This window comes from Pseudovibrio ascidiaceicola, from assembly GCF_900114245.1.
In the GTDB taxonomy this organism is placed as follows: domain Bacteria; phylum Pseudomonadota; class Alphaproteobacteria; order Rhizobiales; family Stappiaceae; genus Pseudovibrio; species Pseudovibrio ascidiaceicola.
Genome location: NZ_FOSK01000007.1, coordinates 86,697 through 101,583 on the forward strand (window position 1 = coordinate 86,697; position 14,887 = coordinate 101,583).

General features: G+C 52.2%; 13 protein-coding genes. 9 read left to right on the forward strand and 4 right to left on the reverse strand.

What is annotated here, in order from left to right; genetic code table 11:
• Positions 1–110: 110 nt before the first annotated feature.
• Both BM231_RS14235 and BM231_RS14240 read left to right on the forward strand, forming a co-directional pair.
• Entirely contained in the window at positions 111–779 is a 669-nt protein-coding gene (locus tag BM231_RS14235) for a TetR/AcrR family transcriptional regulator (protein ID WP_063310926.1), read from the forward strand.
• Between the two features lie 59 nt (positions 780–838).
• Positions 839–2,473: an AMP-binding protein gene (locus BM231_RS14240; protein ID WP_093520380.1), complete on the forward strand. Its 1,635-nt coding sequence runs from the start codon at positions 839–841 to the stop codon at positions 2,471–2,473.
• An 81-nt stretch (positions 2,474–2,554) separates the two neighbouring features.
• On the opposite strand, the gene BM231_RS14245 is transcribed toward BM231_RS14240, so the two are convergent.
• From BM231_RS14245 to BM231_RS14260, 4 genes are all read right to left on the reverse strand, one after another.
• Positions 2,555–2,842: a DUF1330 domain-containing protein gene (locus tag BM231_RS14245; protein WP_093520382.1), complete on the reverse strand. Its 288-nt coding sequence runs from the start codon at positions 2,840–2,842 to the stop codon at positions 2,555–2,557.
• A gap of 79 nt (positions 2,843–2,921) precedes the next feature.
• Positions 2,922–4,421: an NCS1 family nucleobase:cation symporter-1 gene (locus BM231_RS14250; protein ID WP_093520384.1), complete on the reverse strand. Its 1,500-nt coding sequence runs from the start codon at positions 4,419–4,421 to the stop codon at positions 2,922–2,924.
• Between the two features lie 212 nt (positions 4,422–4,633).
• Positions 4,634–6,088 carry a dihydropyrimidinase gene (hydA, locus tag BM231_RS14255; RefSeq protein WP_093520386.1) on the reverse strand — a complete coding sequence of 485 codons (1,455 nt, stop codon included), beginning with the start codon at positions 6,086–6,088 and terminating at the stop codon, positions 4,634–4,636.
• A gap of 32 nt (positions 6,089–6,120) precedes the next feature.
• Positions 6,121–7,392, reverse strand: a complete 1,272-nt coding sequence (locus BM231_RS14260) for a Zn-dependent hydrolase (RefSeq protein WP_093520388.1) — start codon at positions 7,390–7,392, stop codon at positions 6,121–6,123.
• Between the two features lie 841 nt (positions 7,393–8,233).
• On the opposite strand from BM231_RS14260, the gene cofG reads away from it, so the two are divergent.
• The 7 genes from cofG (at position 8,234) to BM231_RS14295 (ending at position 14,834) form a co-directional block, all read left to right on the forward strand.
• Entirely contained in the window at positions 8,234–9,373 is a 1,140-nt protein-coding gene (gene cofG / locus BM231_RS14265) for a 7,8-didemethyl-8-hydroxy-5-deazariboflavin synthase CofG (protein WP_208860374.1), read from the forward strand.
• Positions 9,370–10,644, forward strand: coding sequence for a 5-amino-6-(D-ribitylamino)uracil--L-tyrosine 4-hydroxyphenyl transferase CofH (gene cofH, locus BM231_RS14270; RefSeq protein WP_093520390.1), 1,275 nt, complete (start codon positions 9,370–9,372; stop codon positions 10,642–10,644). Before cofG ends, cofH begins: the two co-directional genes overlap by 4 nt.
• Positions 10,641–11,624, forward strand: a complete 984-nt coding sequence (gene cofD, locus BM231_RS14275) for a 2-phospho-L-lactate transferase (protein ID WP_093520392.1) — start codon at positions 10,641–10,643, stop codon at positions 11,622–11,624. The genes cofH and cofD overlap by 4 nt, the downstream gene beginning before the upstream one ends.
• Positions 11,621–12,271 carry a 2-phospho-L-lactate guanylyltransferase gene (gene cofC / locus BM231_RS14280; protein ID WP_093520394.1) on the forward strand — a complete coding sequence of 217 codons (651 nt, stop codon included), beginning with the start codon at positions 11,621–11,623 and terminating at the stop codon, positions 12,269–12,271. Before cofD ends, cofC begins: the two co-directional genes overlap by 4 nt.
• A complete protein-coding gene (gene cofE / locus BM231_RS14285; RefSeq protein ID WP_093520396.1) occupies positions 12,271–13,041 on the forward strand; it encodes a coenzyme F420-0:L-glutamate ligase in 771 nt (256 codons plus the stop codon). The genes cofC and cofE overlap by 1 nt, the downstream gene beginning before the upstream one ends.
• A complete protein-coding gene (npdG, locus tag BM231_RS14290) occupies positions 13,038–13,706 on the forward strand; it encodes an NADPH-dependent F420 reductase (RefSeq protein ID WP_093520398.1) in 669 nt (222 codons plus the stop codon). The genes cofE and npdG overlap by 4 nt, the downstream gene beginning before the upstream one ends.
• A gap of 93 nt (positions 13,707–13,799) precedes the next feature.
• Positions 13,800–14,834, forward strand: coding sequence for a TIGR03842 family LLM class F420-dependent oxidoreductase (locus BM231_RS14295; protein ID WP_063296576.1), 1,035 nt, complete (start codon positions 13,800–13,802; stop codon positions 14,832–14,834).
• The last annotated feature ends 53 nt before the right edge of the window (positions 14,835–14,887 follow it).

Sequence of the window (14,887 nt, forward strand, 5' to 3'; positions counted from 1 at the left end):
TCACACATGCATTCTGCTATTATCAGTGGCCCCAAGCCAAGAGATGTTATAGTTTGGCAACACAATTATCATTATCAAAAACAGAACTTATCGTCTAGTTTGAGTGTAAAATGAAATCTTATAAGCCAAAACAAAAACGAGGCTATGAGGCGGAGCAGAATTTCCTGCAAGCTGCAAAAACGATTTTTGCCAAAGAGGGTGTGGCGCGGGCGCGGGTTTCAGACATAGTTCAACTTGCGGGTTCGTCTACGGGTAATTTCTACTTTCGCTTCAAGAACAAGGAAATGTTGTTCGAGCGCCTTTTTGAGATTTACGAGGAGCATGCTCAACGCCTTATTCAGGATCTGCAGGATCCCCTCGGCTCGCTTGAGAGCACCATCTATTTTGTGACAGCTTTAAACCACAAGCTGTTGCAGGAGAATGTTGGCCTGTATCGCGCTGCTCATGAGATCTCAGCGAAGGAGCCTGAGACCTGGAAACGCTTCCAGCAACTAACTGTGATGACAGCAGAGCGTATTCTTGAACTGAGCACCCCTTATAAGGACCAGATTCCGTTTGAGGACTGGGAGATGCAGGTGCGTCAGACAGTTCAGTTGATTACCGGGTTCACTGCCAATCAAGCCATTCGCAATGCCGGCCCTGCCCGTTTTGGGTCACAGGCGATGGTTGATATGCTTTTCATGGCAGCTATGGGTTCACTTGGCCTTGCTCCTCCTAAAGATTTTGAAGAGGAAAAGGGAAAAATCCATAAGATATTGAATGATGAACGATATTCCTAAAGCGTAAGCTGAAAGAATAATCTAATATACGCGTATAAGTTTTAATTTTGGGAGGAATTATGACTGATACACTTAGTGCTCCGGCATGGACACCTACTGTATTTACCAAGCCAATTGACGTGAACGGTTACAGGTCTGTCATCGAGATCTTTGACGAGGCCAATGGCCGGTTTGCAGATAACGTCGCTTTCACCAATTTTGGCCAGTCACTTACATTTAAAGATGTTGATGAAAAGTCTCGCGCGGTTGCTGCCTATTTGCAGAATGAGCTGGGCCTGAAGAAAGGCGACCGCGTCGCCATTATGCTGCCAAATATTCTGGCGTTCCCAGTCATCATGTTTGGCATATTGCGGGCCGGGCTGGTTCAAGTGAATGTCAATCCTCTGTACACTCCGCGTGAGCTGAAGCATCAGCTGAATGATGCAGACACCGAAACAATCTTCGTTTTCTCAGGCTCCAGTCCTACCTTGGCAGAGGTGGTTGCTGATACGCCGGTGAAAAACGTAGTGATTGCAAATGTGGGCGATGCATCTGGCGTCGACGTGCCCTCACCGCCTGCACACGAGATGTTTGCCGATTGTTTGACGGTGAATGACGTGCTTGCAAAAGGAGAGCAGCTGGAGTTCACGCCGCCGCAGATCAACCCGAGCGATTTGATTTACCTGCAATATACAGGCGGCACCACGGGCCTCTCCAAAGGCGCAGCGCTGAGCCATGGCAATCTGGTTGCCAATATCGCTCAGTTTGATGCAGCTACCGACGGGTTCATGCGTGCTGGGCAGGAGATCGTCATCACGGCTCTGCCGCTCTATCACATCTTTGCGTTGATGGTGAACTGCGTGTCGTTTTATTGGCTGGGCTCCAGAAACGTGCTGATCACAAATCCACGCGATATGCCGGGATTTGTGGAAGAGCTGAAGAAGTGGAAATTCAGCGTGATTACCGGGGTCAACACGCTGTTTAACGGCCTTTTACATACACCGGGTTTTGACGAGCTGGACTTCAGTAATTACAAATTTGCCATGGGTGGCGGCTCAGCTATTCAGCGTGCGATTTCGGATAAGTGGAAACAGGTGACCGGCCACCACATTATTGAAGGCTATGGCCTGAGTGAGACCTCACCAATCCTTTCGGTGAACCCGTTTGACAGCAAGGAGTTTACTGAAACCGTTGGGCAATCCATGCCGATGACGGAGATCAAACTACTGGATGCAGAGGACAATGAGGTTCCTCTTGGCCAACCCGGAGAGCTGTGCGCACGTGGACCGCAGATTATGCAGGGGTACTGGCGTAAACCGGAGGCAACCGCTGCAGTGATGACGCCGGACGGGTTCTTCCGCACTGGTGACATTGCAATCATGGACAAGCGCAACAACTTCAAGATTGTTGATCGCAAGAAAGACATGGTGCTTGTGTCCGGCTTCAACGTTTACCCCGCAGAGGTCGAGGCTGTGATTGCTGAGATCAAGGGTGTGGTTGAGGTTGCTGTTGCAGGTACGTCTGACGAGCGAACTGGCGAAGCAGTGAAAGCGTTTGTGGTACGCAACAGCGAAGAAGTTACGCCAGAGGCCGTGCAGGACTACTGCCACAAAGCGATGGCGGCTTACAAAGTGCCGAAATACGTGGAGTTTTTGGAAGAGCTTCCGAAATCAACCGTTGGCAAGATCTTGCGCCGGGAATTGCGAGAGAAGTAAGCCACTTGCTCAGAAGTCATAATAAAAGAGCCGCAGTTTGATCGCTGCGGCTTTTTTCGTTTCATCTGATGCAGGTGGGCGTTATGCGCCTTCCACAATGATGATATTGGCAATGCCTGCATTCTCTCGGTGCTTTTTGGCTGCCTGATACTCTTCGCTGTTGTAACAAGCCATCGCGGTTTCCATATCGGCAAACTCAATCACCACGTTGCGGGGATGGTTGGTGCCTTCCAGATCCTCAAACTTACCGCCGCGCGCCAGAACGTTGGCATTGTACTTTTTGAAAGCGGCAGAGGCACCCTCTGCGTAGAGTTTGTATGGCTCTGGATCTGTGACTGTGACGTGAGCGACCCAATAGGCTTTTGGCATTTTCTCTTCCTTTGAAACAGGAAGAAGCGGCGCATGATACGCCGCCCCTTCTTCTCGTTATTTATAGCGTGTCTGCCTGTTACTTGTTCAGGATTTTCGAAAGAACAAGGTAGGCGATGCCTGCGACGAACAGGCCGACGAACCATGCATAGGTGTAGATGGTTGCGAACAGTGGTGAGGCTGGACCGGAGAGACCTACACCTGCCAGGAAGCCGGGAAGGTTTGGCAGGATACCGATGATCAGCGCAAGCACGCCTGCCCAGTTCCAGCCGTTTGAGCCGGAATAGATGCCATTGTGCTTGAACAGGTCTTCCACGTTGAGTTTGGTTTTGCGCAGCAGGTAGTAGTCTGCCAGCATAATTCCCGCGATCGGACCCAGCAGAGCTGAGTAGGCAATCAACCAGCCAATGATGTGGTTCACGAGGATCCACGGGAACATCACCAGACCGATAGCTGCTGTGATGTAGCCGCCTGTACGCAGGTTGATGGACTTAGGTGCCAGGTTGGAGAACCCATGTGCCGGAGCCACAACGTTAGCCGCCAGGTTGGTGGTGAGCGTTGCAACGATGAGTGCGAACAGAGCGATGATAATGCTCATACCACCCATTTTCTCAGCCAGGACAATTGGGTCCCAGATTGGTTCACCGAAGATCACCACAGTTGCGGAGGTTACCGCAGAGGCGATGAACGCAAACAACGCCATTGGGATTGGAAGGCCAACAGCCTGCCCCATGAACTGATCTTTCTGGCTTTTTGCATAGCGCGTAAAGTCCGGAATGTTCAGTGCAAGGGTTGCCCAGAAGCCGACCATACCTGTGAGGCTTGGCCAGAAGACGGACCAGAACTGGCCTTCTTTGGGCTGACCTTCAGCAAACTGGCTTGGAGTGGAGAGCATCGCGCCAAACCCACCCGCATTGACATAAGCCCATGCCAGCAGAGCCAGACCCATTGCAAGCAGGAATGGTGCTGCATAGGTTTCCAGCCAACGGATGGATTCCGTACCGTTTTTAATGAAATACAGATGCAGTGCCCAGAACGCCATGAAACAGGCAAACTGGCCTGCATTGATGCCCAGAATTGGGAGCGGATCACCTGCCAGTGCTCCACTCATGAGCGTGTTCAAGATCACGTAGATCGCGGAACCGCCGACCCAGGTCTGAATACCAAACCAACCGCAGGCTACGATACCACGCGCAACAGCTGGAAATTTAGCACCCGCTGGACCAAAGGACGAGCGCAGCAGAACCGGGAACGGAATGCCGTACTTGGTGCCTGCATGGCCGATCAGAACCATTGGAATAAGAACGATCGCGTTGGCGAGCAGGATCGTCATGACTGCCTGATCCCAGCTCATGCCTGCGCCAATCAGATAGGACGCGAGCAGATAAGTTGGGATACAGACCACCATACCAACCCAGAGCGCGGAGATGGAAACCCAGTTCCATGTTCGCGCGATTGGAGCGGTTGGCAGCTGATCTTCATTGTAAAGATCACCGTCGATTCCGACGAGTTCCTGATGGATAATACCAAACTCGTCCGGGACGACATTCCCGGTTGAGCCTAGAGATGAATCCGACATCGAGTAATTCCCCCTCAGATTAAAAGCAGCAGATCCCCTCTAAAAATACTACTGCGTTTAATGACCAGCCCGCGTACCCCACGCGGACCTGATGGCATATCGCAATGCTCTGAAGCTCCGCGACATACTCTAAATTGCTGTTTTCAGGCGCATCCTTATCCAAAAGCCAGTGCCCTCTTTTCGGGGATGCGCTGTTAGCTCTGCAGGCAGGCTTAAACGCCAGCTGGCATCAGTTCAGGCCGGCGCTCAATTTTGCGCGGCGCTGTGATTTCCTTCCACTTGGACAGAGCGGCGCCGACCGGAGCATTCGGCTCGCGACCAACGAATTCACCGTGACCTGGCTCGGTTTTGACTGTGCTTTCCTCAATCGCGACTTTGCCGCGGGTGAGCGTGAAGCGCGGCAAACCGACCACCTCTCTGCCTTCGAACACGTTGTATTCGACGCAGGACTGCTGATTTGCAGCAGTGATTGTTTTTGAGCGGTTTGGATCCCAGACAACAATGTCTGCGTCCGCCCCTTCAAGAATTGCACCTTTTTTAGGATACATATTCAGGATCTTGGCGATATTGGTGGAAGTGACAGCTACGAACTCGTTCATGGTCAGGCGACCTGTGCGCACACCGGTTGACCAGAGCATTGGCATGCGATCTTCCAAGCCACCGGTGCCGTTCGGAATTTTTGTGAAGTCACCTACACCGAAGCGTTTCTGCTCCAGTGTGAAGGCGCAGTGGTCTGTTGCGACCACTTGCAATGAGCCGGACTGCAAGCCTGCCCAAAGGCTATCCTGATGCTGTTTGTTACGGAATGGAGGTGACATAACGCGCTGTGCGGCGTGGTCCCAGTTCGGGTTGGCATATTCGCTGTCATCCAATGTGAGATGCTGAATGAGCGGTTCCCCATAAACGCGCATGCCTTTCTGGCGGGCACGACGGATCGCTTCATGAGCCTGCTCACAGCTTGTATGCACGATGTAGAGCGGCACACCTGCCATATCGGCAATCATGATTGCACGGTTGGCAGCTTCACCTTCCACTTCCGGCGGACGGGAGTAGGAATGTGCTTCGGGGCCATTGTTGCCTTCTGCGAGCAGTTTTTGCTGCATGGTGGCGACTACATCGCCGTTTTCGGCGTGCACAAGCGGCATAGCACCCAAGGCAGCACACCGCTGGAAGGATGCGAACATTTCGTCATCATCCACCATCAATGCACCTTTGTAGGCCATGAAGTGTTTGAAGGTGTTGATGCCGCGATCAACTACTTCCTGCATCTCATTGAAGACCTGCTCGCCCCACCATGTGACAGCCATGTGATAGGAGTAATCCGAGCATGCTGCGCCCGACTTCTGCTGCCAGATGGCTAGCGCTTCCAGCATGGACTGGCCGGGAGATGGCAGACAGAAGTCCACCACCATGGTTGTGCCGCCAGCAAGGCCTGCCCTTGTACCAATCTCGAAGTTGTCTGCAGAATGCGTTCCCATGAACGGCATTTCCAGATGCACGTGCGGGTCAATCCCGCCCGGCATGACATAACAACCAGTAGCATCCAACGTTTCATCACCGGAGAGGTTCTCACCGATCTCGATGATCTTGCCACCGTCAACCAGCACATCAGACTTGTAGGTTCTATCGGCAGTTACAATCGTGCCGCCTTTGATAACTTTAGACATATTACAGTCCTCAACTCTTTCAAATCTATGGGTTATTCGGCTGGCTCGGTGGTATCCTGCTCAATTTCTGCATACTCAAGTACTGCATGGAACAGCACGTCAGTACCTGCAGTTGCCCACTCTCTTGAAATCTCTTCATCTTCGTTGTGGCTCAAACCATCCACGCATGGGCACATGATCATGGCAGTTGGCGCTACACGGTTGATCCAGCAAGCATCGTGGCCTGCACCGGAGATGATGTTGCGATGGGAATAGCTCAGACGCTCTGCTGCATTGCGCACGGCAGAGACACAGCCTTCATCGAAGGTGACCGGATCAAAGTGGCCAACCGATTCAATCTCAATGCCCAGACCAAGTTCCTCTGCAATCTTAGGCGCTTCGGCTTCCAACTTGGCTTTCATGCCATCCAGTACATCCTGATGCGGGGAGCGGAAATCGATGGTGAAGACGGTTTTGCCCGGGATCACGTTGCGGCTGTTTGGATAGACGTCGCAATGGCCTATCGCGCCAACGGCTTCTGGTTGATTTTCCATGGCAATCTGGTGCACCAGCTCTGTAATGCGTGCCATGCCGAGACCTGCATTTTTGCGCATTGGCATTGGAGTTGAGCCGGTGTGGCTGTCTTTTCCTGTAAGGGTGACCTGCAGCCACCAGAGCCCCTGACCGTGGGTGACAACACCGATGTCTTTTTCCTCGATTTCGAGGATCGGTCCCTGCTCAATGTGGAGTTCAAACATGGCGTGGAGTTTGCGCGCGCCGACTGGCTCTTCGCCCACATAGCCGATGCGCTTCAGCTCATCGCCAAACTTTTTGCCTTCTGCATCTTCGCGGTCATAGGCCCAGTCCTGCGTGTGCATGCCAGCAAACACGCCAGAGGCCAGCATGGCCGGTGCGAAACGGGTGCCCTCTTCGTTGGTCCAGTTGACCACTTCAATTGGGCGTTTGGTTTTGATGCCACGCTCACGAATTGAGCGGATCACTTCCAGACCTGCAAGTACACCAAGCACACCATCATACTTGCCACCGGTTGGCTGCGTATCCAAATGAGAGCCGATCATGATCGGATCAAGGCTAGGATCTTCCCCTTCCAGCCGGGCAAACATATTGCCCATGGTATCGATGTGCATTGACATGCCTTCAGCCTCACACCAGTTGGTGAAAAGCTTGCGGCCCTCGGCATCTTCGTCTGTGAGCGTTTGCCTGTTGTTGCCGCCACGAACACCGGGTCCGATCTGGGCCATATCCATCAGGCTACGCCACAGTCTGTCACCATTAATACGATGATTTGAGCCAAGTTTACTCATAAGTCTCTCCGATAACGCTTTTACAACGTCGTTTTATTCAACTTACCCACGCTCTATTCTTTAAAAACGCAACGGGCTCGCCATAGTTATCTGGTCTCCCGAAGGAGTATAAAACTGATAAAACCGATGAGGACTTTCGCAGGATTCAAGCTGTATATCTCTTTTTGACAAAACGGACGGATTGCAACCGCACATAAACAGGTTGCAGGCAAAATATGTCAAAAATTCAATCTACTAGATTTCCCGCAGGGTTATTTTTCCCATTTGGAACAGATAGATGTAGTTTGCAGAGGCGGATCCCTCATACAATAGCTTAGCTCAGCTTAAATCTTGGATATTCCCCTCCCAAAACTTGGGGTAAATTGGACCAAACAGTCAATTATCTGTCAACCCACCTCCAAAAATGGATCAATTTCACCAGCCAACTTCAAAAATTCCCCTGATATTCCAATAGGTAAATCACTTAGAAGCACCGTTCAAACTGCGAGATAAACGTGTAGCAGGCAAGAAAACTCCACAGCTTACTAAGTTTTTTTGATGATTTTTTCAAATTTATCGGAATCGAAGTTTCCCTATCTACTTATCAAGGGAAATAACGCGCTGGAAAGGTGGATATTTATGCATGTACTGCTAAATTTTTGCACAAACAAGATTTTGGCAGTTCAATGTTGCAAAGCACCTTTACAAAAACCATTATAAAATAAAGCTTTCCATTGCTCAGACTGACTTCTGAAACTGCTTGTTTTATTTGCATTGCAGCATATTTATTCTACCCGAGAGATAATTCTCACTTGACTAACTATTAGTTGCAGATATTTTTTTGACCGAGAGGTAAAAAATTATGCTGACTGCTGACCAAGCGCGATACCTGGGGGAAGTGCAAGGCTCAGATCTTCGGGATCTGATGCAACAGGCTGCTACAGTAAAGCTTCAGTATTGGGGCGACACTGTCACCTACTCCCGTAAAGTTTTTGTACCACTGACAAACATGTGCAGGGATACATGCACGTATTGCACATTTGTAAAACACCCTAGCTCGCCCGAAGCCAACATCATGACACCGGAACAAGTGATGCGCACAGCGCGTCAGGGTGAAAAGACCGGATGCAAGGAGCTGCTGTTCAGTTTGGGGGAGAAGCCTGAACTGCGCTACGAGCAGGCAAAAGCGGCACTGGCGACGCTTGGCTACAGTTCCATGGTCAGCTATCTGGCAGATGCTTGTGAGATGGTGCTGCAGGAAACAACTCTCTTGCCCCACGTGAATGCGGGTACGCTGAGTGATGAAGAGATTGATCAGCTTCGTCCCTATGCAGCCTCTATGGGCATGATGCTTGAGACGACCAGCCGCCGCTTGATGAAAGAAGGGCAACCGCACTACGGGTGTCCGGATAAGGCTCCTGTCCAGCGCTTGCGTACGCTGGAGCGGGCTGGCCAGAAGAAGATCCCCTTCACCACTGGACTGCTGATTGGTATTGGCGAGACATGGGAGGAGCGAATTGAAGCGCTGGAAGCGATCAACGAAAGTCATGCTCGCCACGGCCATGTTCAGGAAGTGATCATCCAGAACTTCCAGCGCAAACCGGGTATTGGGATGGAGAACCACCCGGAACCGACGCTGGATGACATGCTACGAACACTCGCCGTTGCACGGTTGATCCTTTCACCCGAGATCAGCCTTCAAGCGCCACCAAATCTGAGTGAACGGCATATGGAATACCTGAGTGCGGGTATCAATGACTGGGGTGGCATTTCGCCGGTCACCATTGATTTCATCAACCCACAGCACCGCTGGCCGGTGATTGACGAGCTTGCAAAATCTACCCTGTTGGCAGGGCAGGAACTGGAAGAGCGCCTGACCGTCTACCCAAGTTATCTGCGCGATAAAACCGACTTTGTCGATCCTGCCGTGCTTTCAAAATCTCAAGGGCTTTGGGAACAGATGGGTTCCTCTGCCTCGCTTCAGTCAGGAGGCTCCCTATGATCCTTCATAGTTTCCCGCAGCGTACGAATGATACACCAGGGTTTCACGCTGTCAGCGCCTCAGTTCGTGATATTCTGAGCAAGGCACTGGCTGGTAATGAAGTTTCTCAAGCTGAAGGTGAGTGCCTGTTTCGTGCCTCTGCAGAGGACTTTCCAGCTATTGCTTATGTGGCAGATACGCTTCGGCAGCGGAGCAATGGCGATAAAGTTGGTTTTGTAGTCAACCGGAACATCAACTTCACCAATGTCTGCTATATGGGTTGCAAGTTCTGCGGGTTTGCCAAGCGAACCGAAGATCCGGGTGCTGAATGGCTGGTGCCTGAACAAGTTGTGGCACGGGCGCAAGAGGCATGGGACCGCGGAGCGACTGAGGTCTGCATTCAGGGTGGGCTACACCCGAAAATGGAAGGTACTTATTACCGTGAGCTCGTGCTGGCGATTAAAAAAGCGCTGCCGGATATGCACATTCACGCATTCTCGCCATTTGAAGTTTGGTATGGCGCGGCCAAAACCAAGCAATCTTACACGGATTTTCTGCAGGACCTGAAGGATTGCGGACTGGGTTCTCTACCCGGCACAGCGGCTGAAATTCTGGATACGGATATTCGCCAACAGCTGACCCGCAACAAGCTGAGCACTGAGAAGTGGGTGGAAATCATCAAAGCGGCCCATGAGGTTGGAATTCCCACCACCGCAACGATCATGTACGGCCATATTGACGGGCCGGAGCACTGGGCAGCTCACATCGCCTTGCTGCGCGATATCCAGAAGGAAACCGGAGGCTTTACCGAACTGGTGCCTTTGAGCTTCGTGCATTCTGAGAGCCCACTTTATACGGCAGATCCGAAGAACGTGCGCCCCGGCCCGACTGATCTGGAAGTACGCAAGATGCATGCAGTTTCGCGGATTATGCTGCATGGCTGGATCGACAATATTCAGGTCTCCTGGACCAAGCTTGGAGCTGAGTTTGCCTCTGATCTTTTACAATGCGGCGTGAATGATCTGGGCGGCACTTTGATGAACGAGAGCATTTCTCGTTCTGCTGGCGCGGCCCATGGGCAGGAGATCACAGCCTATGAGATGTGCCAGATCATTCAGGAGGCAGGCCGAGTGCCTGTTCAACGCAACACCATTTATGGCGTTATCAATGACTTTGCTGATGGATTACCAGAGCAACAAGCGCCACTGGTTGCACGCGCAAACTCTGGATTATTGAACTTCCTGACTGAGGCTGATGGTGCGCCTGTACAAGCGGTTGGAGGTGCTGGATGACGCAAAGTGCACCTATCAAAGTGACGTTGATCGCAGGAGGAGTCGGCGGCGCCAAAATGGCAGAAGGCCTCTATCATCTGGAGAATGTAGAACTTTCCATCATCGGCAATATTGCAGATGATGAAGCGTTCCACGGCCTTTGGGTTTCGCCGGACATTGATACCCTCACCTACACGCTTGCCGATGTGATTGATCGGCAGCAAGGTTGGGGGGTGGCGAATGAAGGCCACCGCGCGTTAGACACGCTCTCTAAACTGGGTGACGATACATGGATGTCACTGGGAGACCGTGATTTTGGTCTGCACATCTACCGCACACATCGACGGCGCCAGGGGGATCGCCCGACGCACATTGCACGTGATATCGCCAAGAGTTTTGGTCTTGAGTGTGAGATGATCCTGCCGACGGACGACACGGTTCAAACGCGTGTGAGGACGGAGGCTGGTTGGCTGAGTTTTCAGGAATATTTCGTCAAAGAGCGCTGTGCGCCAGAGGTTCGGGAGCTGCATTACGATCATATCGAGGATGCACATACCACAGAGGAAGCCTTGAACGCACTTGCTGAGGCAGACTTGATTGTGGTTGCGCCGAGCAATCCTCTCGTCAGCATTCTGCCAATCCTGAAAGTTCCCGGTATTCTGGAAGCGGTGAAGGCCTCCAAGGCTCCGAAGATTGGTGTTTCGCCGATCATCAATGGCGGCGTCGTGAAAGGCCCTGCGGACCGGATGCTGTCTTCTCTTGGTTATGAAGCATCAGCCTTCGGCGTAGCCCAGATCTATGCGGACTTTCTGGATTTCTTTGTGATTGACCACGCAGATGAGCAGCATGTGACTGCCATCAACGGTCTTGGTTTGCGTACCTCTTTGGACACGATCCTTATGAAGACCCGCGATGACAAAGTTCGTCTGGCAGCGGCGTTACTCGCAGTTTCTCGTGTTGGGAGCAAAAAAGCTTCCGAGGCTCAGGAGCTGAGTGCATGACGGAAACCACTTTCAAAACGCTTGTTGTTGTTCCGGTAAAGGATTTTGCGAGAGCCAAATCGCGTCTTGGGCCGGATCTTGATGCCAGAGAACGGGCCACCGTGGCTGCAAACTTATTTGCGCAGACCGTTGCCTTCCTGCAGGACGCCCAGGCACGCAGCAGCACGCCCTTTGAGATTGCAATGGTCACAAGTTCAGCGGATGTCGCAAAAACCGTGACTGATCATCGCCTTCACCTGATCCTGGAGGGGAAGGAAGACGGATTAAACTCTGCGCTGACGACCGCTGCCCTTTGGGCAAAAGCGCATGATTACGAGACACTTTGCGTTTTGCCTGCCGATATCGCAGCACCTGACTTTGGTGAGTTTGAGCGGCTTCTGGGGCTTGCTGGTTCGCCGAATTCACTGGTTTTGTGTCCGGCACATGACTACGGCACCAATGTGCTGATTGTAACGCCGCCGGATGCCATTTCGTTCACCTATGGCAGTTCATCCTTCCTGAAGCATCAGGCCCAAGCGGCAGAGCGTGGTTTGAACTGCGTGATCGCCCCGTCCTCCTCCTTTTCCAGAGATATCGACTATATGGAAGATTTGAGCGCACATCAGCCCCGGCTTCTTGCAAAACGTTCTGACCGGAGAGCTGTTTGATGCATACACTTTCCCTACATGCGATCCCGAACATTCCCGAGATCAATCCCGGTGATGATCTCGCTGCTATTTTGGGCGATGCCATTGAGGCAGCAGGGCTTTCCTTACAAGACGGAGACGTCCTGACATCTGCGCATAAGATCTTCTCCAAAGCGGAAGGCCGCATTGTGAGGCTGGCAGATGTCACGCCTTCTGAAGGCGCCCAGACCTATGCGGATGAGCTGAACAAAGACCCGCGCAAGGTTGAGGTGATCCTGCAGGAAAGCACCCGCGTGGTTCGTCATTTCAAGCGTCCGACGCAAAATGAAGGGACGATGATTTGTGAGCACCGTCTGGGATTCATTTCCGCCAATGCTGCGGTGGATGAATCCAACAGCGGCACAGATGAGACACTCATTTTGCTGCCTGAAGACCCGGATGCCAGTGCAGCGCGGATGCAGGCGGCGCTTTCCAAACGCTTTAACGCTGAGATCGGCTTTGCCATCACGGACACATTTGGACGGCCGTGGCGACTTGGTCAGGTGAACGTGGCCGTGGGCCTTGCCGGTGTTCCGGCAACAATCAAAGAACAAGGCAACTCGGATGCACATGGGCGCTTGCTCAGTGTAACCGAACCCGCCTTTGCAGATGAGTTAGCCGCGGCTTCCGGTCTGGTGATCAGCAAAGCCGGGCAGACACCTGTTGTGCTGTTCCGCGGACTGAACTGGACGCAGGAAGCGAGCTCGGCACAGGATTTACTAAGATCTAAGAAGGAGGACATGTTCCGATGACATTAGCGATTATCGGAGGAACCGGGCCACAGGGTCAGGGGCTTGCACTCAGGTTTGCTCGCGCGGGCGTTTCCGTTGCGCTTGGCTCTCGTGATGCAGCTCGCGGTAAGGAAATTGCCGATGAGTTGATGACCAAGCTCCCAGAAGGTTCTGCGCAGATCGACGGCATGGGCAATGAGGATGCAGTGGCAGCAGCTGGTGAGTGTGTGATGCTTGCTGTGCCTTATGCAGCACACGATGCAACGCTTAACGCCTTGAAGCCGCACCTTGCTGGTAAGACCTTGATCGACATTGTTGTTCCGCTGGCACCAGGTGACCCAAAGACCGTTGAAATGCCGCCAGAAGGGTCAGCTACTGAGGCTGCACAAGCTTTGCTCGGGCCTGACATTCCTGTTGTGGGCGCGTTGCACAACGTTTCGGCCACAACGCTGAACAATCTGGATTGGCCGATCAACTGCGACATCCTCGTGTGCGGTGACAGCCTTGCCGCCCGCAAGGTGGTGATGGAGCTGGTGAACAAGCTGGATGTGAAAACCTACAATAGCGGCAATGCAAAAGCAGCACGTTGCATTGAGGCGATCACCCCAATCCTCATTCGTCAGAACATTTCAAAAGCTGTGCCGTTCACGCATGCGGGCATCCGCATCTGGGCACCAGATCACTAAGACTTTTTCGGACGTATCCTTCTTCGAAAGCCAACTGCCGTTTTTCGAGGATACGTTTTGAACAACACCTTACTATTTGTGGAGGAGACACACATGGACTTTGGTATTTGCTTTAAAGGGTTTGTAGAACCAGAGCGTGCTAAGGCACTGGTTCGTCAGGCAGAAAATGCAGGTTTCAAATATTGCTGGTTCTACGACAGTCACATTTTGTGGCGTGAGAGCTTCGTGGCTATGGCAATGTGCATGGAACACACCAAAAACATGCGTTTTGGGCCATGCGTGACCAATCCGAATACCCGTGACTGGTCTCATGCAGCCAGCTTGTTTGGTTCGCTTGCCAAACAGTCCGGTGGTCGTTTTGACATTGGTCTGGGGCGCGGCGACAGTGCTGTGCGCGTGATGGGCAAGAAGCCTGCTCCGCTGAAGCGCCTTGAAGAGTTCACTCACACTGTTAAGGCTCTGATCCGTGGTGAAGAAGCACAGTATGGCGAATGCCCTGAACCAGTGAAGTTCCCATGGGCTGATGGTTATGAGCTCCCTGTCTGGGTTGCTGCATATGGGCCAAAAGCGTTGAGCTCTGCTGGTCGCGTAGGTGATGGCCTCATTCTGCAGATTGCAGAGCCTGGCATTTGTAAATGGCTTGGCGATCAGGCTGTTGCTGCTGGTGAGGAAGCTGGCCGTGACATGAGCAACTTCGGTATTATGGCAGCTGCGCCTGCGCACACTGGCACTCTGGAAGAAGGCATTGAAAAGACCAAGTGGTTCCCTGCTATGGTGGGTAACCACGTAGCGGATATCGTTGAGAAGTATGGCTCAAACACTGATCAGGTGCCTGCGTCCCTGACGTCTTACATTGAGAATCGTCGCGGCTATGACTACTCCAAGCACGGTCAGAGCGATAATCCGTTCCTCGACTTCATTACCGATGATATTGTTGAAAGCTTTGCGGTTCTCGGCCCACCTGAAAACCACATTGAAAAGCTTAACAAGCTAAAAGATGCAGGCATCACTCAGTTCAACATCTATCTGGACAGTGGTGATGAAGAGAAGATCATCGCAGATTACGGCGAAAAGATTATTCCGGCTTTTAATGCGGACAACGCAAAAACACCGGAAGCAGTCAGCTAAGTAAACACGGGCCGGGTCCTATATGAACCCGGCCTTTTCTCTATCTATTGCAG